The sequence below is a fragment of the Arthrobacter sp. SAFR-179 genome (genome assembly GCF_059414945.1).
Window position 1 is genome coordinate 172234 of the sequence record NZ_JBPFDM010000003.1, and the last position, 19362, is coordinate 191595.

Here is a 19362-nt window from a genome sequence, read left to right on the forward strand (position 1 = left end):
CCGGGCTGATGGAACTGCCGAACCACTGGACTCCCCGGAAATCAGGCGGGCGCGACGATCACTTCCGTGCCGTTGGCCTCAAAGGCTGCCTTGTCCCGGGGTGAGATGCCGGCATCGGTAATGAGCCGGGTGAAGTGGTAGCCATCCATGGTGGCGAAGGCCCGCACGCCCACCTTGGAGGAATCGGCAAGGACATAGGACACCCGGGCCCTGCTGGCGAGCAGGGCGTTCACGGATGCCTCCCCCTCCCCCGTGTTGGTTGGACCGACTTCGGGATCAATGCCGTTGACGCCGATGAACGCGATGTCCAGCACCACCTTCTGCATGATGATGTCCGTATAGGGACCTACGAGTTCATAGGACCGCGGGTTGAGGATTCCGCCGGTGACCATCACCTTGATGTTGGGCCGCACGGCCAGTTGCCCGGCGATGTTGATGGCATTGGTGACCACGGTGAGGGTGGGTTGGTTGGACGGGGCGTTCAGGTCCTCACGGGTGGCGAGGATCTGCGCGAGCGCGGTGCTGGTTGTCCCTCCGCACAGGCCAACCACCGCCCCGGGCCGGATCAACGCCGAGGCACACTGGGCGATCTGTTCCTTGGCCTCCGCGTGGTCGTCGCGGTTATAGCGGCCGGGAAGATCGTAAGCGAGGGCGCCGGTGGTGGCGCCACCACGGGTACGCGTCAAAAGCCGCCGTTTGGCGAGGCTGTCCAGGTCCCGCCGCGCAGTGGCCGGGGAGACATTGAGGGTGCTGACAATCTCGTCAACCTCCACCTGCCCGGTCCTGGCCAGCAGGTCAAGGATCGCCGTCAGCCGGTCAGTACGCGTCATGCAAACGGGGCCTTTCGATACATCAGCCACCACTATCGATGACGTTTCCTGATTATAAACCAAGAGAAAGAATCAGGAACAATCAGAACCGTGGCTGGGACTACCGCTCCCTGGCTCCCGCCCGCCACACAGCGTACGTCAACGGCATGCCGGGACGGTAAGCGAGATGCGTCGCGGAAGGAGCATTCAGCAGGTGCAGGTCGGCACGGTGCCCGACGGCGATGGACCCCACGGCGCGTTCCCCGTCGGCATCACGGCCGCTTTCCCGGTGCAACGCCAGCGCACCGCCATAAGTGGCCGCGCGGACGGCCTCGTGCACGCTCAGGTGCATCTGGAGGACAGCCGTGGTGACACAGAATGCCATTGAACTTGTGTACGACGTGCCGGGGTTGCAGTTGGAGGCAAGCGCCACCTGCACTCCCGCGTCGAGAAGCTCGCGGGCGGGGGCCAACGGTTGCCGGGTTGAAAGGTCGCAGGCCGGGAGGCAGGTGGCCACCGTGCCCCGCTCACCGGTTCCCGCGGCGGCGTCCCACCCGGACCAGGAAGCCGCAAGGGCCTTGACGTCCTGCCGGGCCAGATAGTTGACGTGGTCCACGCTCGCCGCGCCCAGCTCCACGGCAAGCTGCACGCCAGGGCCCTCGCCCAGCTGGTTGCCGTGCACGCGCAGGCCCAGGCCGGCATCGCGGCAGGCTGTCAGCACGCGCCGGGATTGTTCCGCCGTGAACGCACCCTCCTCGCAAAAGACGTCGGCCCACTGGACGTACGGGCGGACCGCGTCAAGCATCGGCCCGCAGACCAGGTCGGTGTACTCCTCCGGGTCCTGGCCGGCAGGTACCAAGTGGGCGCCAAGGTAGGTCACCTGGTCTGCTACGGTGGCGGCGATGCGCGCGCTCCGGGCCTCGTTCCCGATATCCAGGCCGTAGCCGGTCTTCGTCTCCAGGTACGTCGTCCCCTGCGAAACCGCCTCGGCAACCCTGCCCATGGCCAGGCGGGTGAGGTCGAAATCCGACGTGGCACGGGTGGCATTCATGGTGACGGCGATGCCGCCGGCGGCGTAGGCCTCCCCCGCCATCCGGGCTTCGAATTCTGCGGTACGGTCTCCGGCGAACAGCAGGTGGCTGTGGGAGTCCACCCACCCCGGGAGCATGGCCCGGCCGCCGGCGTCCACTGCGTCATCCGCTGCCGGGGCATCCGCCGCGGCGCCGATCCACGAGATCCGTTCCCCTTCGACCACTACCGCGGCATCCTTCAGTACCCGGTGTTCCAGGTCCTGGGTCATCAGCTCGGCAATATTCGTGATCAGGGTACTCATGGAACCATTCTTCAGCGTCGGATGGACCACCGGCTGGCAGCCAGGGCCTGCACTGTCCGGGATGCCGGACCGTCGCCGGCCGCATCTCCAGGCGTCGCGCTTCCGGACGCCGCCTGGCCAGCAAGGATCTGGGTGGCCGCCAGCTCAGCCATGGCAGCAGAAGCCTGGAAGCCGTAGCCACCCTGCCCGGCAAGCCAGTAGAAGCCCGGAGCTTCGGCATCGAACCCGGCCACCGGAACCCCGTCGGCGGCTTCGGTCCGCAGGCCGGTCCAGGCCCGGCGGATTCCGGTGATCCCCAGGCTGGTGACAGAGTTCAGCCTCTCCACGAGGCGTTCCACGTCGCCTGGCCGCGGCTGCGCGTCCTCGGGACCGCTGGGCACGGTTTCGGACGGTGAAATCAGGACATCGCCGCCGTCCGGGCGGAAGTAGAACGTTTTGTCCGCGGCCGCCACCATGGGGGTGGCGGCAGGCAGTGGGCGTTCGACGGCGGCAATCGCCGCAGTGCGCCGGTACGGCTGCAGCCCCAGCTTCTCCACACCGCTGAGCACCGCGAGCTCGTCGGCCCACGCACCGGCCGCGTTGACCAGGATTCCCGCTTCGAAGCCCTCGGCACCGGCACCTACCTGCCACCCGGAACCCAGCCGTTGCGCTGAATGCACGCGGGCGCCGGTGATGATGTCGGCGCCGGCCGCCTCAGCGCGTTGTCGGTGGTCGGCCAGCAGCAGGGGCGCATTGCAGCCATAGGATCCGGTGTCCAGCCCGGCGGCGGCAAAGGTTTCCGGGAGCAGGACAGGACAGAGCTCCAGCGCCCGGTCCACGGTGACGGCCTGCATATGCCCGCTGGCCTCCGCGGCAACATCCGCCTCTGAGCCAATCAGCATGAAACTGCGCGGCGTCAGGACCGGTTCCGGCAGTTCCGCGTCCCGGGCCGCAATCAGCTCAAGGGTCCGGACCGTGAGTTCCTGCACCACGGGAGGGCCGTAGCTGGGGATCAGCTGGCGGGCCGAGCGGGAGGACGTGTGGTACGCCAGATCCTGCTCAGCCTCCACCAGCGCCACGCTGCAGCGGCCGGCCAGCTCGGAAGCCAGGGACAGGCCGGCAATGCCGCCGCCCACGATCAGGACATCGTAATGTGCTGCCATCCGTCCATCCTCGCAGAGTTCGCGTCCCGTGGAACGCCCGTCAGGCTGCTGCCTCGGCACGGCTGGCGACGAAGGCACCCACGCACGCTTCGACGTCGTCCGCTGAATGTGCAGCCGACAGCTGCACCCGGATCCTCGCGGCACCCCGCGGGACCACGGGGAAGCTGAAGGCGGTGACGAAGACGCCGTGCTGCAGCATGCGGTCAGCCACCTTGGCGGCCATGACGGCGTCGCCAAACATCACCGGCACAATGGCGTGTTCCCCGGGAAGCAGGTCGAAGCCCTCCTCGGTCATGCGGCGGCGGAAGAGTTCGGCGTTTTCGAACAGGCGGCGGCGCAGGTCGGCCGAATTTTCCACCAGGTCCAGCGCCTTGAGGGTGGCGGCCACAATGGCGGGCGCCAGTGAGTTGGAGAACAGGTAGGGCCGGGCCTTCTGCCGCAGCATGGCAACGATCTCCCTGCGGCCGGAAACGTAGCCGCCCGACGCCCCGCCCAGGGCCTTGCCGAACGTGCCGGTATAGATATCCACCCGGTGTGACACCCCGGCATGTTCAGGAGTGCCCGCCCCGGTGGAACCCATGAAGCCCACGGCATGCGAGTCATCCACCATCACCAGGGCGTCGTATTTCTCGGCCAGATCGCAGATGGCTTCCAGCGGGGCCAGGTAGCCGTCCATGGAAAACACGCCGTCCGTGACGATGATCTTCCGGCGGGCGTCCTGCGCCTCCTGCAGCCGGGCCTCGAGGTCTGCCATGTCCTGGTTGGCGTAACGGTAGCGGCGGGCCTTGCACAGGCGGATGCCATCGATGATGGACGCGTGGTTCAGGGCGTCGGAAATGACCGCATCCTCGGGACCGAAGAGGGATTCGAAGACGCCGCCGTTGGCGTCGAAGCAGCTGGAAAACAGGATGGTGTCTTCGGTCCCCAGGAACTTGGAGACCCGGGCCTCGAGTTCCAGGTGCAGGTCCTGGGTTCCGCAGATAAAGCGGACGCTGGCCATGCCGAAGCCGCGCTCATCCATGGCAGCCTTGGCGGCCTTGATGATCTCCGGGTGGTCTGCCAGGCCCAGGTAGTTGTTCGCGCAGAAGTTCAGCACGTCCGCGCCCGGGCCGCCGATCCGGCCGGCCGTGATGTGGCTGGACTGCGGCGAGCTGATGCTGCGTTCGGTCTTGTAGAGCCCGGCGGTGCGGATTTCTTCCAGCTCGTCGTGGAGCTGGTCCTTGATGGAGGTGTACATGGGTTTTCCTTACAGTCGGGTCCAGTCGAGGACAACTTTGCCGCCCACGCCGCTGCGGGCAATGTCGAAGCCCTTCTCCCACTCGGTGGCCGGCAGCGTATCGGTGACCACGGCGGAGATGCCCGCGTGCAGGACCGGGTTGGAGGAGAGCATGGCGCTCATGGCGTACCAGGTTTCGTACATCTCGCGGCCATAGATGCCTTTGAGGGTCAGCATGTGGGTGACCACCTTGCCCCAGTCGATGGTGATCTCCTGGCTGGGCAGCCCCAGCATGGCGATCCGGCCGCCGTGGTTCATGTTGTCGATCATCTCAGGCAGGGCGGAAGGGTGGCCTGACATTTCCATTCCGACGTCGAAGCCTTCGCGCATGCCGAGCTCGCGCTGGGCGTCGCGGACGCGGGTGGTGGAGACGTCGATGGCAAGGTCCGCCCCGAGCTGCCGGGCCAGGTCCAGCCTCGGCTTGGAAACGTCCGTGATGGCAATCTTGCGTGCCCCTGCATGCCGGGCGACCGCGATGGCCATCAGGCCGATGGGGCCGGCGCCCGTGATCAGGACGTCCTCCCCCACCAGCGGGAAGCTCAGGGCTGTGTGGGTAGCGTTGCCGAACGGGTCGAAGATGGCGCCCAACTCCGGCGTGACGGAGGGGTCGTGGTGGACCCAGGCGTTGGTTTCGGGAATCACCACGTACTCGGCGAAGGCACCGTCGCGCTGGACTCCCACGCTGACAGTGTGAATGCACATCTGGCGCCGGCCGGCCCGGCAGTTGCGGCAAATGCCGCACACCACGTGGCCTTCACCGGAGACCCGGTCACCCACTTTGACGTCGCGGACATCTTCCCCCACCTCCACCACTTCGCCGTAGAACTCGTGGCCGGCAATGAGGGGCGCCTCGATGATCCCCTGGGCCCAGGAGTCCCAGGACTGGATGTGCAGGTCCGTGCCGCAGATCCCCGTGGTCATGACCCGGATCTTCACGTCCGCCGGGCCGGCCTCAGGCTCGGGCCGGTCAACGAGTTCGAAACCGGCGTGCGGGCCGGCCTTGTAGAGGGCCTTCACTGGCGTCCTTACTTCTTCGCGTGTAAATCAGAGGTCTTGTCCTCCTCATTGAAGCCCTGCGAAAGCATTAGCACAACAAGGATCTTCTCAATCGACGGTGTAGTGACCGCTAATGATTAGACTGGGAGCGTGGAAGTACATCAGCTGGAGATCCTGCGCGAACTGGGAGCACTCGGAAGCGTCAAGGCCGTGGCGGACACACTCATGGTCACTCCTTCGGCCGTCTCGCAGCAACTGGCCCACCTGCAGCGGACGGTCGAGGTGCCCCTGACGCGCAAGGAGGGCCGGAACCTGGTGCTTACGGAAGCCGGACAGGTACTCGCGGACGCAGGCGCCGCCGTCGTCAGTGCCATGGCCGACGCCCGCGGCGCCCTGAGCACCTATCACCAGTCGCCGGCGGGCCGGGTGACCCTCAGCGGGTTCCACAGCGCCGGGCAGGCGTTGTTTGCGCCGCTGGCACGGATGCTGGACCGGCCGGAGCACCCGCGGATCGAACTGTCCGACGAGGACGTGGCCCAGCAGGACTTCCCTGCCCTCACGGCGCGGTACGACCTGGTCCTGGCGCACCGCATGGACCACAGTCCCCGCTGGCCCGCAGAACGGGTGGCTGTGATCCCGCTGGCGCACGAACCCCTTGACGTGGCACTGCCCGCCGCCCACCCGTTGGCGCAAAAGGACACGGTCACGGCGGACGACGTGGGCGCCGAGGCCTGGGTGACCAGCCACCCCGGCTACTCCCCCGCCGACGTCCTGTCCGCCGTCGCTGCCGTCTCCAGCCGCGAGCCGAACATTGTCCACCGCATCAACGACTACTCCACGGTGGCGGCGCTGGTTGCCGCCGGCGGCGTGGTGGGCCTGCTGCCCAGGTATACGGCAGGGCCGGTCCTCAACCCGGACATCGTGCTGCGGCCGCTGGAGGGCATCAGCACGCGCCGCAGGATCGATCTGCTGGCCCGCCCTGAAAATCTGAAGCGGCGGGCCGTGGTGATGGTCTGCGAGGCCCTCGAGGACATCATGGCGGGGCTGGTGCGACAGGGCTGAGCCGGGTTCGGAACGCCGGACCGGACGTGGATGCAGGCCTTACGCCCCGTCGTCGTCCTGGTGGTTGCCGTCGTCCTGGTGGTTGCCCTGGCCCATCTTGTGTCCCAGGCCATGGCCGCGTCCCAAGCCCCTTCCCAAGCCAAGGCCCGGCCCGTCACCGGCACCCTTCACAACCCGCCCGGCGGTGGCCTTGTCCCCGTCCTTCACGCCCGAGATGCGTACGGTGTCCCCCACGGCGATGTCCGCGATGGTTCCGTCCGCCGGCTTAAGCCGCTTGCCGCCGTCGCCTGTAGCATTTGGGCCGTTTGTCCCTGAGCCGCTTGTCCCTGAACCATCCGCGGCCGGGGCAGGTATAACGGTGATCTTTGTATCGCCGTTCACCGTGTACGTCTGGGAGAAGCCGTCCTCGCTCTTGACGGTAATGGCCGAATCGCTGACCGATTCCACGGTTCCGCGCTGTTCCAGCTTGGTCTGGAAGGTTCCGTCGGGGTTCTTGACCACGCCCTCGCCATGGAGCGGCTGCGGTCGCTGGGCCTTCTTGTCCAGTTTGTCCTGCTGGCCGGGTGCCGTTGCCTTCCCGGGCGCCTTCTCCTGGCCGGGCGCCGGCTGGGAGGGCGACGGCGCGGGCGTGCCGGTGGCCGACCAGGCCAGGGCGGCTCCCGTGCCCGACAAGGCCAGGGCCACTGCCCCGGCCAGCGCTGCCTTGCGCACTTTCAGCGGGTCCCCAACAAACATGTCTGTCTCCTCCCACAGCTCCAGTACGGCCAGGTCAGCGCCCAGAGCCGCATCCTGCGCATCAGTCTAGGGCCGCACTCCGTTGCTGGAAATAAGTACTTTGGCCGCATGCGCACATGAGTACTTAAGGCAAAAAACTGGGTAGCAGCAGGTGTCGTTATGAGCCCTCAAAACGACACCTGCTGCTACCCAGTTGGGGTGGGAAGGCTAAACGGTGACGCCCAGCTTTTCCAGAATCAGTTCCTTCACGCGGCCGGCGTCAGCCTGGCCGCGGGTGGCCTTCATGACTCCGCCCACGATCGCGCCGACGGCCTGCACCTTGCCGCCGCGGATCTTGTCCGCGACGTCGGGCTGGGCGGCCAGTGCGGCGTCGATCGCTTCCAGGAGGGGACCGTCGTCGGACACCACGGCGAGGCCGCGCTTTTCGACGATCTCTTCAGGGCTGCCCTCGCCGGCGAGCACCCCGTCCAGCACCTGGGTGGCCATCTTGTTGTTGATCTTGCCGGCTTCCACCATGCGGCTCAGCTCCACTACGGTGGCAGGCTGGACGCCCAGCTGGCCGGGGTCGACGTCGGCGGCCTTGGCGCGGCCCACGATCTCGCCCATCCACCACTTGCGGGCCACGGACGCCGAGGCCCCGGCCGCAATGGTTTCCTCGATCTCGTCCAGGACGCCGGCGTTCACCACGTCGCGGAATTCCAGGTCCGAGTAGCCCCAGTCCGCCTTGAGGCGCTTGCGGCGCTCGGCCGGGGGCTCGGGCAGCGTGGCGCGCAATTCCTCCACCCATTCGCGGGAGGCAACCACGGGGACCAGGTCCGGCTCCGGGAAGTAGCGGTAGTCGTCCGCGTCGGACTTGGGCCGGCCCGAGGTGGTGGTGCGGGTGTCCTCGTGCCAGTGCCGGGTCTCCTGGACCACCGGGCTGCCGGAGTCCAGGACGGCGGCGTGGCGCTGGATTTCGTAGCGGACGGCGTGTTCGACGGCGCGCAGCGAGTTCACGTTCTTGGTTTCGGACCGGATGCCGAATCGTTCGCGCCCGTGCGGGCGGAGCGAAACGTTGGCATCGCACCGCACGTTGCCGCGTTCCATGCGGGCATCGGAGACACCAAGGTTCTTCACGATCTCGCGGATGGCGGCCACATACGCCTTGGCCAGTTCCGGGGCGCGGGAACCGGCACCTTCGATGGGCTTGGTGACAATCTCCACCAGCGGAACACCGGCGCGGTTGTAATCCACCAGGGAGAAGTCGGCACCGTGGATGCGGCCGGTGGCGCCGCCCATGTGGGTCAGCTTCCCGGCGTCCTCCTCCATGTGCGCGCGCTCGATCTCCACGCGGAACACGGTGCCGTCCTCGAGTTCAACGTCCAGGTAGCCGTCGTAGGCGATGGGCTCGTCGTACTGGGAGGTCTGGAAGTTCTTGGGGGTGTCCGGGTAGAAGTAGTTCTTCCGGGCGAACCGGCAGGATTCGGCGATCTTGCAGTTCAGCGCCAGGCCGATCTTGATGGAGGACTCCACCGCCGTCTTGTTGACCACGGGCAGGACGCCCGGCATGCCAAGGTCCACCTCGTTGACGTTGGTGTTGGGCTCGTCACCGAAGACGTTGGGGGCCGAGGAGAACATCTTGGTCTTGGTGTTGAGTTCCACGTGGACCTCGAAGCCCAGGACGGGGTCGTACTTCTCCATGGCCTCGTCGAAGCTCAGGATTGCCTCGGTGTTCATTATTTTGCCTCCTGGGTTTCGAGGGTGACAGCTGCGGCGAGGTCGGGAGCCTGGGCCAGCAGCGGGCCGCCCCACTTGGCTTCGAGCAGCGATTCCAGGACCGCGCCCACCCGGTAGAGGCGGGCGTCCTCGCGGGCCGGGGCCAGCAGCTGGATGCCGACGGGCAGTCCGTCCTCGTCGGCCAGGCCGCCGGGCAGCGACAGGCCGGGAACACCTGCCAGGTTGGCAGGGATGGTGGCGACGTCGTTCAGGTACATCGCCAGGGGATCGTCCAGTTTTTCGCCCAGCGGGAAAGCCGTGGTGGGGGCGGTGGGCGAGATCAGGACGTCGGCCTGTTCAAAGGCGGCGTCAAAGTCCCGCTGGACCAGCGTGCGCACCTTCTGGGCGGAGCCGTAGTAGGCGTCATAGTAGCCCGCGGACAGGGCGTAGGTGCCCAGGATGATGCGGCGCTTGACTTCGTCGCCGAAGCCGGCGGCGCGGGTGGCACCCATGACGCGTTCGATGGTCATGGGACCGTCCTCGGGGAGGACGCGCAGCCCGTACCGGACGCCGTCGAACTTGGCCAGGTTGGAGGAGGCCTCGGACGGCATGATCAGGTAGTAGGCGCCCAGGGCGTACTGGAAGTTGGGGCAGGAGACCTCCACGATCTCTGCACCGGCTTCCTTAAGCAGCTCCAGGGCGTCATTGAAGCGGTTTTCGACGCCGGCCTGGTAGCCCTCGCCGTGCAGTTCCTTGATGATGCCGATCCGCAGGCCCTCCACGTTGCCAGTCTTTGCGGCGGCGACGAGGTCAGCGAGCGGGTCCGGCAAGGAGGTGGAGTCACGGGGATCGTGGCCGCCGATGACCTGATGCAGCAGGGCGGAGTCCAGGACGGTGCGGGTTACGGGGCCGATCTGGTCCAGCGAGGAGGCCATGGCGATGGCGCCGTAGCGGGAGACGCTGCCGTAGGTGGGCTTCACGCCAACGGTTCCCGTGACGGCACCGGGCTGGCGGATGGAGCCGCCGGTGTCCGTCCCCAGGGCGAGGGGTGCTTCGAATGCGGCAACGGCAGCAGCCGAGCCACCGCCGGAACCGCCCGGGATCCGGTCCAGGTCCCATGGGTTGCGGGTGGGGCCGTAGGCCGAGTGCTCGGTGGAGGAGCCCATGGCGAATTCGTCCAGGTTGGTCTTGCCCAGGATGGGCATCTTCGCGGCGCGCAGGCGCTCCACCACGGTGGCGTCGTACGGGCTGTGCCAGCCTTCGAGGATCTTCGAGCCCGCGGTGGTGGGCTGTCCAACGGTGACGATGAGGTCCTTGACGGCGATGGGGACGCCGGCGAGGACGTGCAGTGCCTCGGCCTCAGCGCCGCCGGCGGCACGGATGGCGTCCACCTCGGCGGCGACGGCGAGCGCTTCCTCCGCGTTGACGTGCAGGTACGCGTTGACCAGGCCGTCCACGGCGGCGATGCGGTCCAGGTAGGCCTGGGTAACTTCGACGGCGGTGACCTCGCCGGCAGCGAGCTTCCCGGCAAGTTCGGCGGCGGACAGGCGGATCAGGGTGTCGGCGCTGGTGCCGGCGGTGTTGTGTTCAGTCATGGTTATGCCTCATCCAGGATGGCCGGGACCTTGAAACGGTTGTCATCGGAGTCCGGGGCGCCGGAGAGGGCCTGTTCCGCCGTGAAGGTGTGCCCCACAACGTCCTCGCGGAAGACGTTGGTGAGCGGAATGGGGTGGGAGGTGGCCGGGACGTCATCCCCGGCGGCCTCGCTGACGGACTTGACCGAATCGACGATGACGGCCAGCTCGCCGGCCATCCTGTCCAGCTCTTCGGCACTCATCTCGATGTGAGCGAGCCGCGCGAGATGCGCGACGTCGTCACGGTTGATCGCAGCCATGGATCTCCCCTGCAAAGTTCGAATTGTTTTCCGATCCAGTCTAGTGCGGAAACGAAGATGCCCGTCTGACGGCCCCCAGCGGGCGTCAGACGGGCACCTTCGAGACCCGGTCCTGCCACGGGGGCAGGAGCGCGGGCAGCTAAAGACTAACCGATTCCAATGGCTCCAGTCAGCAGTCCGACGCCAAGCATTACCAGGGAGATGACCGCAGTGCGCCACAGGACCTTCTTGTGGTGGTCGCCGAGGTCCACTTTGGCCAGCGACACCAGCAGCAGGATGGCAGGAACCAGCGGGCTCTGCAGGTGGAACGGCTGGCCGGTGATGGAGGCACGGGCCATGTCGGCAGCGCCAACCCCGTAGTGTGCGGCGGTCTCGCTCAGCACGGGCAGGACGCCGAAGTAGAACGCGTCATTGCTCATGAAGAACGTCATGGGGATGCTCAGGACGCCGGTAATGACGGCCATGAACGGGCCCATCGAGGACGGGATGATCTGGACCAGCCAGGCGGACATCGCCTCCACCATGCCCGTGCCCTTGAGGACACCGGTGAGGACGGCGGCGGCCATGACCATGCTGACCACGGCAACGATGGACGGTGCATGTGCGATCAGCTGGGCGCCCTGGTCCTTGACCTTGGGGAAGTTGACCAGCAGGGCGATGGCGGCGCCCACCATGAACACGAACGGCAGCGGGATGATGTTGGCCACGAGGACCACCATGACAGCGACAGTCAGGGCCAGGTTGAACCAGAACAGCTTGGGACGCAGGGTGCTTCGGTTGGGGTCCAGGGCGGTGTCCGCCATGGCGGAGTCGTGATCGTCCACCAGGGTCTCGGTGCGCTCCAGGACAGCCACGGATCCACCGGTGGGGGCTGCGCCGCCGGGGTTGCCGCCCTTGCGCCCACGGCCGGCGCCGGAGGCAGCCGCGGAGGTGCCGCCGTCGAACTCTTCTGCAGTGTCCGGGACGCCCCAGATCTCGGGTGCGGTGGCACGGAGGCGGTTGCGCTCCTGCAGGCCCAGCAGCCAGGCGAAGGCAAAGACGACCACCAGGCCGGCCACCAGGGACGGGATCATGGGGACGAAGACGTCGTTGACGTCGATCTTCAGGGCGGTGGCGGCACGGGCGGTGGGGCCGCCCCACGGGAGGATGTTCATGGTGCCGTTGGCCAGGCCGGCTACGCAGGTGAGGACCACGGGGCTCATCTTGAGGCGCAGGTAGACCGGCAGCATGGCGGCGGTGGTGAGGATGAACGTGGTGGACCCGTCGCCATCCAGCGACACGGCGGCCGCCAGGATGGCGGTGCCCAGGACAACCTTGGCGGGGTCGTTGCCCAGCTTGCGGAGGATGAACTTCACCAGCGGGTCAAAGAGCCCGACGTCGATCATCAGGCCGAAGTAGATGATGGCGAACATCAGCAGCGCGGCGGTGGAGGTCATGGACTTCATGGAGTCCATGACCATGTCGCCGATGCCGAGGCCGGCGCCGGCGAAAAGGCCAAAAACAGTAGGGACAATGATCAACGCCAGCACTGGCGTCAACTTCTTCGTCATGATCAGCACCATGAATACCGCGATCATGGCGAATCCAAGTATTACCAGCACAGCCGGCTCCTTCTTGTGAACGGCACCACAGCGTTGTGATGCGTGCTACAGACTGTAGGGTGGCGTCCGTCACGGCAGTGCCTTTGGCTCAATTGATTGGCATACTGCTTATTGGGAGCATTTTGCTCATTGTGCTCACAGCGCTTTCGCGCTGAAACCGCAGACTTCAACCGCACCGCCAACACCGTCAAGGAGGATAAATGCAGCGTTCCGCGCCCCGGCCGCCGCTGCGGTTTTCCACCCAGACGCTGCTGCTGCAGCTGGCGGTGGTGCTGCTGGTGGTGCTGCTCAGCGCGGCCGTACATGCCTGGCTGACGTACGACCGGGTAGGCAGCGACGCCGAAAACCAGGCGCTGACCCTGGCCCGGACCGTTGCCTCCGATCCGGAGGTCAGGGCCAATGTCCTGGCCATCAGCGAACAGCCCGGCACTCCCCCGCCCGCCGAACTTCTGGCCGGGCCGCTCCAGTCTTCAGCCGAGGCAGCGCGGACACGGACCGGCGCGCTCTTCGTGGTCATCACCGACGAAACCGGCATCCGGCTGGCCCATCCCGATCCGCAGCGGCTGGGTGAGAAGGTGAGCACCGATCCGTCCGAGGCGCTGTCCGGGCAGGACATCACCACCCGGAACACCGGCACCCTGGGACCCTCCGCCGGAGCCAAGGTTCCCGTCTACGCGCCGGGCACCAGCACGGTGGTGGGTGAGGTCAGTGTGGGCTACTCCATGGAGACCGTGGCCCAGAGCGTGGCCCGCGACATCGGACCGGTGGCGCTGACGGCCGCTGGCGCCTTGCTGGCCGGGATCCTGGGGTCCTTCCTGCTGCGCCGCCGCCTGCAGCGGCTCACCCTGGGCCTGGAGCCGGAAGAGATCAGCACGCTGGTCCACGACCAGGTGGCGGTACTGCAGGGGGTGGACGACGGCGTCATCGGCGTCAGTGCCGACGGCCGGGTAAGTGTCTTCAACGCTGCCGCCCAGCGCCTGCTGGAGTTGCCGGACCTGGCCGCTACGCGGTGGGAGGATGCGCCGGTTCCGGAGCAGCTGAAGTCACTCACGCGGACTGGCGGGGGCTCCCCCGTGGAAGCGCTGGAGTTGGTGGCCGGCGGCCGCGTCCTGGTGGCGAACGCCCGCAAGGCGCTGCACCGCAGCGAGGACCTGGGCTGGGTCATCATGCTGCGCGACCGCACCGAGCTGCAGCAGCTGACCCGCCAGCTCGATGCCGTCGGCACCATGTCCACGGCGCTGCGGGCCCAGCGGCACGAGTTCGCCAACCAGCTGCACACGCTGGCGGGCTTCCTGGGCATCGGCCAGCACCAGGACGCACGCGAATACCTCGCCCGGCTGGCCGCCACGGGACCGCTGAAGTTCCCGGTGGACCAGGCCGAACTGCTGCAGGACCCGTACCTTCAGGCCTTCGTGGGCGCCAAGGGCGTGGAGGCGGATGAGCGCGGCGTTGCACTCCGCATTGGCCCGGAGACCCTTGTCAGGGGGCAGGTCACGGAGGCCCAGGATGTCACCACGGTGCTGGGCAACTTGATCGACAACGCCGTCAACGCGGCCGTGGCGGGGTCGGCGGCGGACCGCTGGGTTGAGCTTGAGGTGCTGGATGAGCCGGGCGACGACGGCGGCACGCTGCATATCGTGGTGGCGGACTCCGGCGACGGGCTGGCAGAGGGCACGGACCCGGAGGGCGTCTTTGCCGAAGGCTTCACCACGGCCTCCGGCCCGGTCCGGGCAGGTGGCGGGCAGGGCTTTGGGCTTGCCCTGGCGCGCCAGCTGGCGCGGCGCCGCGGCGGCGACGTGAAGGTACTGGAGCGCGGAACCAAGGGCGGACCGGGTGCCGTGTTCATGGCCACCCTTCCGCATACGACGGCGGGAAACCCTGCCGCCACCACCCCGGGGGCAGCCGGAAAGGATGAGAATGGCTGACGATTTTCGGGTCCTGATCGTGGATGATGACTTCCACGTGGCCAAGCTCCACGCAGCCTATGTTGACTCGGTGGCAGGGTTCATGGCCCTGGCGCCTGTTGGCACGGCGTCGTTGGCGCTGCAGGCCATCCATAGCCTGCGGCCCGACCTGGTGCTGCTGGACGTCTACCTGCCGGACGCCTCCGGCCTGGACCTGCTGCAGCAGCTGGATGTGGACACCATCATCCTCAGCGCCGCCTCCGATGCCGCATCCCTCCGGGTGGCGTTCCGCCGCGGCGCCTTGGGGTACCTGCTCAAGCCCTTCACCGCGGAGTCGCTGTCCCAGCAGCTGCGCTCCTATGCCCGCTACCGGCGCCTCCTGGGCCAGCCCGGGGCATTGGACCAGGAAGCGGTGGAACGTGCGAAACGCTCGCTGATTCCGGGCGATGTCACGCCGTCGTCGAAACCCCGCTCGGCAACCGAAGCTGCGGTGCTGGAGTCCCTGGTTGCGGGAGAGCAGTACTCCGCCGCCGAAGTTGCCTCGCGCGTGGGCGTTTCCCGGGCCACCGCCCAGCGGTACCTGTCCTCCCTGGCCGACGACGGCGCGGTGGACATCCAGCTCCGCTACGGGACCACCGGCAGGCCGGAACACAGGTACGGCCTGCCGGCACGGTAGGACAGGGTGGAACAGGAAGAGCGTTAATCAGCTTTCTGGGCGACCAGTTCGATCTCGACGAGCATCTTCGGATCCAGGAACGGCAGGACGTGGACCAGGGAGAGGGTGGGGCGGATCTCCCCGAACACCTCGCCGTGGGCCCGACCGGCTTCTTCCCATTTGCTGATGTCCGTCAGGTACAGCTTGGACTGCACCACGTCCCCGTAGGCGAAGCCGGCGTCGGCCAGCACCTTGCCGAGTTTCTGCAGGATGTACTGGGTCTGGGTGTAGAAGTCGTCCCCGACGATTCCGTCGTCCCCGCTTGCCGCGGTGGCGGAGATGTAGAGGGTGTTGTCCACCTGGACGGCGCGGGAATATCCGAGGGTCTGTTCCCAGACGGATCCGCTGCCGAGGGTTTTGCGCATGGGTGGCCTTTCAAAGCTGGAATGGGTCGCCACCACTGTAGGGCTGCTACAGGTTGCGCCGGTAAACCAGCAGTTTTATGTCGGTTCCGGGGACGAACCAGTCCCGTTCGGGCACGCGCTCGAAGCCGGTCTTGCGGTACAGGCCGTGCGCGCTTTCCCAGGCTTTGCCCGTGGTGAGGGACACGCCACGGATGCCCGGAAGGGTCTTGGCGTGGTCCAGGATGGCTTCCACCATGGCCTTGCCGGCGCCGCTGCGCTGGACGGCGGGGTCCACCACCAGCATGCGGAATTCCAGCTCGTCCTGCAGCGCAATGTCCGCGTAGGGTTCGCCCGCGAGCGCCAGGGTGACGGAGCCGATGACGGTTCCTTCCCGTTCAGCCACCCAGATAGTGGCCTGCCGGGCACGGTCCGCAACGTCCATGATCTTGACCATGTACGGGTGGGCGGGGTCGTCGAAATAGCCTGCCGAAAGGTAGGAGTCGCCTGTAATGCGGGCCACGGCGGGGAAATCGGCTTCAACGGCGGGACGGATGGTTAACGGCTGCTGCACCCATCAATGGTAGTGGCGGGGAGGTCCCTGGTCCGGCGGAAACGCGCTTTCCGTGATCGAACTATCAGTACGGGATGGTCCGATGCGTCGCCCGGGCTGTAGGGACCGGCGGGGGCCGGGAAGCAGGTTTTTACAGCGGAAACTTGCCGGACAGTTCCAGGCTGGCCGCGCACGTCCAGGCATCCAGGCGCTCATCATCGGTGGGGCCGCCGTCGAGGGGGCTGGTCAGGCGCGGTCTGCGCACCCAGCACCCGGCTTCCTCCGCGATGAGTGCCCCGGCCGAGAAATCGTGCTCGTTCAGGCCCCGCTCGCCGTAGGCGTCATGGGTTCCATCGGCCACCATGCAGAGGTCCAGGGCCGCGGAGCCAAGCCGGCGGACGTCCGCGAACCCGTCCATCAGGGTGGCGAAGGCGGCGGCCTGCTGGGAACGGATGCCTGGTTCGTAGCTGAATCCGGTGGCCAGGATCTGCCCGGTCCGGCCGGGGACGGGGCCCTCGAGCCTGGTGACCGTGCCGCGCTCCTCCAGCCAGGCACCCTGGCCGCGGGCAGCGTAGTAGATGCGGCCCAGCGCAGGAGCGTTGACGACGCCGGCCAGCCAGGCGCCGTCGGCATCTGCAACTGCCACGGAGGTGGCGTAGTAGACGATATTGCGGATGAAGTTGGTGGTGCCGTCCAGCGGGTCGATGGACCAACGGTAGCCGCTGGGGTGTGCGGGGCGGGTGCTGCCCTGTTCCTCACCGGTGATGCTGTCTGCCGGGCGGGCAGCGGCAATGACGTCCCGCACCGCATTTTCGGCGGCGACGTCAAAGGCAGTGACCCAGTCCCCCGCCGCCCCCTTGTTGCTGGCGTCCAGCGCGTTGCCGTCCCGGCCGGAAAGGACCCTGGCACCGGCAGCGGCTGCCCGTTTGGCGACCTCCAGCAGTTCCGAAGCGGACGTCATGCGTTCTCCTCCACTGTGTCTTCCCCTGCAAAAGCCGGGACGGTCGCCTCTTCGTCATCATCTGCGTCCGGTGCAGCCTCGCCGCCACCAGGTGCCGCGCCGTCTGCTGCCGACTCCCCCAGGGCTGCCGGGCCGCCGTCGAGCAATTGCCGGAACCCGTCCTCGTCCAGCACCGGAATCCCCAACTGCTCTGCTTTATCCAGTTTGCTGCCGGCGCTTTCACCGGCCACTACGTAGCTGGTGTTTTTCGAGACGGAGCCCGCGGCCTTGCCGCCGCGGAGCAGGATGGCCTCCTTGGCCTCGTCGCGGCTGAAGTTGGGCAGGGAACCGGTGACCACTACGGTCAGCCCTTCGAGCGTGCGCGGCATGGACTCGTCGCGTTCGTCCTCCATGCGCACCCCGGCGGCTGCCCAGCGGTCGATGATCTCCAGGTGCCAGTCTTCGGCGAACCATTCCTTCATTGCCGCAGCGATGGTGGGGCCCACCCCGTCCACGTGGGCCAGTTCCTCCTCCGACGCTGCCCGGATGCGCTCCATGGAGCCGAATGCCTGCGCCAGGGCCCGTGAGGCGCGCGGGCCCACGTGCCGGATGGACAGGGCAACCAGCACCCGCCACAGCGGCTGGGTCTTGGCTTTTTCGAGTTCCTTGAACAGTTTCTGCGTGGTGGCCGTGGGCTTGGACGGCGACTTGGCCGTGCCCTTGCTGAAGAAGTAGGGAACCAGCTCGTACTCGCCGGTGGGAACGCCCTTGGTTTTCTTCTCCCGCCGGATCCTGACGCCGTCCAGGTCCTCGGGCGTGAGATCGAACAGCCCGGCTTCGGAGGTCAGCGGAGGGACTTCGGGTTCGGCCGGCTGGGTCAGCGCAATGGCCGCCTCCCAGCCCAAGGCCTCGATATCAAAAGCGCCCCGGCCTGCAACGTGGAAGACCCGCTCGCGCAGCTGGGACGGGCAGGACCTGGCATTGGGGCAGCGGACATCCACGTCCCCCTCCTTGGCCGGTGCCAGCGGAGTCCCGCAGGAGGGGCATTCGGTAGGCATGACAAAGTCCCGCACCGGCGGGTCCTGCTGGTCGCGGAGGGACAGGACGGGGCCCACGATCTCGGGAATGACGTCTCCCGCTTTCCGCAGGATCACGATGTCACCGATCTTGACGCCCTTGGCCTTGACCACATCCTGGTTGTGAAGGGTGGCCATCTCCACCGTTGAGCCGGCGACCTTGACCGGCTCCATGACGCCGAAGGGGGTGACGCGGCCGGTGCGGCCAACGTTGACCTGGATGTCGAGGAGCTTGGTGTGGACTTCCTCCGGCGGGTACTTGTAGGCCACGGCCCAGCGGGGAACGCGGGTGGTGTTGCCCAGGGCGCGCTGGGTGGCGAAGCTGTCCACCTTGATCACGATGCCGTCGATTTCGTGGAGCAGCTTGTGCCGCTGGTCCCCGTACCGTTTGATGAAGCCCAGGACGTCCTCCCGGGTCTCCAGCACCTCGAAGTAGGGGCTGACCGGCAGGCCCCACTCCTTGAGGAGCCCGTACGTTTCCGACTGGCTGCCGGCCGCAAGGCCTTCGCGGGCGCCGATGCCGTGGACGAACATCTTCAGGGGCCGCTTGGCCGTCTCTGCCGGATCCTTCTGCCGCAGGGAGCCGGCGGCGGCGTTGCGGGGATTGGCCAGCGGTGCCTTGCCGGCCTCGATCAGGGCCTCATTGAACTCAGCGAACGCCTTGGACGGGATGAAGACCTCGCCGCGCACCTCCATCTCGGCGGGGAAACCGCTGCCGCGCAGTTCCTGCGGTATTTCCTTGATGGTGAGCAGGTTGTGGGTGATGTCCTCGCCGGTGGTGCCGTCGCCGCGGGTGGCAGCCCGCACCAGCTTGCCGTCGCGGTACAGGAGGTTGACCGCCAGGCCGTCGATCTTGAGTTCAGTCAGCCAGGCTGCCTTGGCGCTGCCGTCCCCGATCTTTTCGATGCTGGCCTCGGCCCGGTTGAGCCAGGCCTCGAGCTCCTCCAGCGAGAAGACGTCTTCCAGGCTGTACATCCGCTGCAGGTGTTCCACGGGCGCGAACGCTGCGGAGACCTCGCCGCCCACTTCCTGGGTTGGCGAGTCGTTGGACACCAGTTCCGGGTGCAGCGCCTCGATCTCCTCGAGGCGGCGGAAAAGGGTGTCGAACTCGGCGTCCGAAACCAGGGGGGAATCCTCCTGGTAATACGCGAACCGGTACTTCCGCACCAGGTCGGCGAGGTTTTGGTATTCCTCGCGGATGGCTTCGGTGGGGACGGCTTGGGGCTCGTGGGTTGCCGCGGTCCGGGTGGCGGTCTGTTCTGCGGGTCCTGGTCCTGTGCTCACAGACCT

17 protein-coding genes are annotated in these 19362 nt (G+C 67.2%); 3 read left to right on the forward strand and 14 right to left on the reverse strand.

The window, feature by feature from the left end; all coding sequences use genetic code 11:
• Positions 1-41: 41 nt before the first annotated feature.
• The 5 genes from ACR65K_RS07755 to tdh form a co-directional block, all read right to left on the reverse strand.
• Positions 42-830, reverse strand: a complete 789-nt coding sequence (locus ACR65K_RS07755; protein ID WP_056338641.1) for a DeoR/GlpR family DNA-binding transcription regulator — start codon at positions 828-830, stop codon at positions 42-44.
• A gap of 100 nt (positions 831-930) precedes the next feature.
• Positions 931-2142, reverse strand: coding sequence for an imidazolonepropionase (gene hutI / locus ACR65K_RS07760; RefSeq protein WP_440152083.1), 1212 nt, complete (start codon positions 2140-2142; stop codon positions 931-933).
• Positions 2143-2153: 11 nt separating this feature from the next.
• Entirely contained in the window at positions 2154-3284 is a 1131-nt protein-coding gene (locus ACR65K_RS07765; protein WP_440152085.1) for an NAD(P)/FAD-dependent oxidoreductase, read from the reverse strand.
• 40 nt (positions 3285-3324) lie between these two features.
• Positions 3325-4521 (reverse strand): glycine C-acetyltransferase, encoded by a 1197-nt coding sequence (locus ACR65K_RS07770; RefSeq protein WP_440152086.1) that lies wholly within the window; start codon positions 4519-4521, stop codon positions 3325-3327.
• A 9-nt stretch (positions 4522-4530) separates the two neighbouring features.
• On the reverse strand, positions 4531-5577 hold the full coding sequence (tdh, locus tag ACR65K_RS07775; RefSeq protein WP_440152088.1) for an L-threonine 3-dehydrogenase: 1047 nt from the start codon (positions 5575-5577) through the stop codon (positions 4531-4533).
• 129 nt (positions 5578-5706) lie between these two features.
• Here tdh and ACR65K_RS07780 point away from each other — a divergent pair, with 129 nt between their 5' ends.
• A complete protein-coding gene (locus tag ACR65K_RS07780) occupies positions 5707-6618 on the forward strand; it encodes a LysR family transcriptional regulator (RefSeq protein WP_056338654.1) in 912 nt (303 codons plus the stop codon).
• 39 nt (positions 6619-6657) lie between these two features.
• Here ACR65K_RS07780 and ACR65K_RS07785 read toward each other — a convergent pair whose 3' ends face one another.
• From ACR65K_RS07785 to ACR65K_RS07805, 5 genes are all read right to left on the reverse strand, one after another.
• Positions 6658-7353, reverse strand: coding sequence for a hypothetical protein (locus ACR65K_RS07785; RefSeq protein WP_440152090.1), 696 nt, complete (start codon positions 7351-7353; stop codon positions 6658-6660).
• A 207-nt stretch (positions 7354-7560) separates the two neighbouring features.
• A complete protein-coding gene (gatB, locus tag ACR65K_RS07790) occupies positions 7561-9069 on the reverse strand; it encodes an Asp-tRNA(Asn)/Glu-tRNA(Gln) amidotransferase subunit GatB (protein WP_440152091.1) in 1509 nt (502 codons plus the stop codon).
• A complete protein-coding gene (gatA, locus tag ACR65K_RS07795) occupies positions 9069-10643 on the reverse strand; it encodes an Asp-tRNA(Asn)/Glu-tRNA(Gln) amidotransferase subunit GatA (RefSeq protein WP_440152092.1) in 1575 nt (524 codons plus the stop codon). The genes gatB and gatA overlap by 1 nt, the downstream gene beginning before the upstream one ends.
• 2 nt (positions 10644-10645) lie before the next feature.
• Entirely contained in the window at positions 10646-10942 is a 297-nt protein-coding gene (gene gatC, locus ACR65K_RS07800; RefSeq protein WP_043455998.1) for an Asp-tRNA(Asn)/Glu-tRNA(Gln) amidotransferase subunit GatC, read from the reverse strand.
• A gap of 146 nt (positions 10943-11088) precedes the next feature.
• Complete coding sequence (locus tag ACR65K_RS07805; protein ID WP_440152093.1) at positions 11089-12543, reverse strand: CitMHS family transporter; 1455 nt, start codon at positions 12541-12543, stop codon at positions 11089-11091.
• A 200-nt stretch (positions 12544-12743) separates the two neighbouring features.
• Between ACR65K_RS07805 and ACR65K_RS07810 the strand changes: the two genes are divergently transcribed.
• Both ACR65K_RS07810 and ACR65K_RS07815 read left to right on the forward strand, forming a co-directional pair.
• Positions 12744-14468: a sensor histidine kinase gene (locus tag ACR65K_RS07810; protein WP_440152094.1), complete on the forward strand. Its 1725-nt coding sequence runs from the start codon at positions 12744-12746 to the stop codon at positions 14466-14468.
• Complete coding sequence (locus ACR65K_RS07815; protein WP_056338674.1) at positions 14461-15123, forward strand: response regulator; 663 nt, start codon at positions 14461-14463, stop codon at positions 15121-15123. Before ACR65K_RS07810 ends, ACR65K_RS07815 begins: the two co-directional genes overlap by 8 nt.
• 23 nt (positions 15124-15146) lie before the next feature.
• Here ACR65K_RS07815 and ACR65K_RS07820 read toward each other — a convergent pair whose 3' ends face one another.
• From ACR65K_RS07820 to ligA, 4 genes are all read right to left on the reverse strand, one after another.
• On the reverse strand, positions 15147-15527 hold the full coding sequence (locus ACR65K_RS07820) for a RidA family protein (RefSeq protein WP_440152095.1): 381 nt from the start codon (positions 15525-15527) through the stop codon (positions 15147-15149).
• A gap of 46 nt (positions 15528-15573) precedes the next feature.
• Positions 15574-16077 (reverse strand): GNAT family N-acetyltransferase, encoded by a 504-nt coding sequence (locus tag ACR65K_RS07825; RefSeq protein ID WP_440152096.1) that lies wholly within the window; start codon positions 16075-16077, stop codon positions 15574-15576.
• A 130-nt stretch (positions 16078-16207) separates the two neighbouring features.
• Positions 16208-17017 (reverse strand): inositol monophosphatase family protein, encoded by an 810-nt coding sequence (locus ACR65K_RS07830; protein WP_440152097.1) that lies wholly within the window; start codon positions 17015-17017, stop codon positions 16208-16210.
• Positions 17014-19356, reverse strand: coding sequence for an NAD-dependent DNA ligase LigA (gene ligA, locus ACR65K_RS07835; RefSeq protein WP_440152098.1), 2343 nt, complete (start codon positions 19354-19356; stop codon positions 17014-17016). The genes ACR65K_RS07830 and ligA overlap by 4 nt, the downstream gene beginning before the upstream one ends.
• Between the last annotated feature and the right edge of the window lie 6 nt (positions 19357-19362).

Bases quoted from the DNA above. Each gene is read 5' to 3' on its own strand.
- ACR65K_RS07755 (WP_056338641.1), bottom strand. From the start codon at position 830: ATGACGCGTACTGACCGGCTGACGGCGATCCTTGACCTGCTGGCCAGG.
- hutI (WP_440152083.1), bottom strand. From the start codon at position 2,142: ATGAGTACCCTGATCACGAATATTGCCGAGCTGATGACCCAGGACCTG.
- ACR65K_RS07765 (WP_440152085.1), bottom strand. From the start codon at position 3,284: ATGGCAGCACATTACGATGTCCTGATCGTGGGCGGCGGCATTGCCGGC.
- ACR65K_RS07770 (WP_440152086.1), bottom strand. From the start codon at position 4,521: ATGTACACCTCCATCAAGGACCAGCTCCACGACGAGCTGGAAGAAATC.
- ACR65K_RS07785 (WP_440152090.1), bottom strand. From the start codon at position 7,353: ATGTTTGTTGGGGACCCGCTGAAAGTGCGCAAGGCAGCGCTGGCCGGG.
- gatB (WP_440152091.1), bottom strand. From the start codon at position 9,069: ATGAACACCGAGGCAATCCTGAGCTTCGACGAGGCCATGGAGAAGTAC.
- gatA (WP_440152092.1), bottom strand. From the start codon at position 10,643: ATGACTGAACACAACACCGCCGGCACCAGCGCCGACACCCTGATCCGC.
- gatC (WP_043455998.1), bottom strand. From the start codon at position 10,942: ATGGCTGCGATCAACCGTGACGACGTCGCGCATCTCGCGCGGCTCGCT.
- ACR65K_RS07810 (WP_440152094.1), top strand. From the start codon at position 12,744: ATGCAGCGTTCCGCGCCCCGGCCGCCGCTGCGGTTTTCCACCCAGACG.
- ACR65K_RS07815 (WP_056338674.1), top strand. From the start codon at position 14,461: ATGGCTGACGATTTTCGGGTCCTGATCGTGGATGATGACTTCCACGTG.
- ACR65K_RS07820 (WP_440152095.1), bottom strand. From the start codon at position 15,527: ATGCGCAAAACCCTCGGCAGCGGATCCGTCTGGGAACAGACCCTCGGA.
- ACR65K_RS07830 (WP_440152097.1), bottom strand. From the start codon at position 17,017: ATGACGTCCGCTTCGGAACTGCTGGAGGTCGCCAAACGGGCAGCCGCT.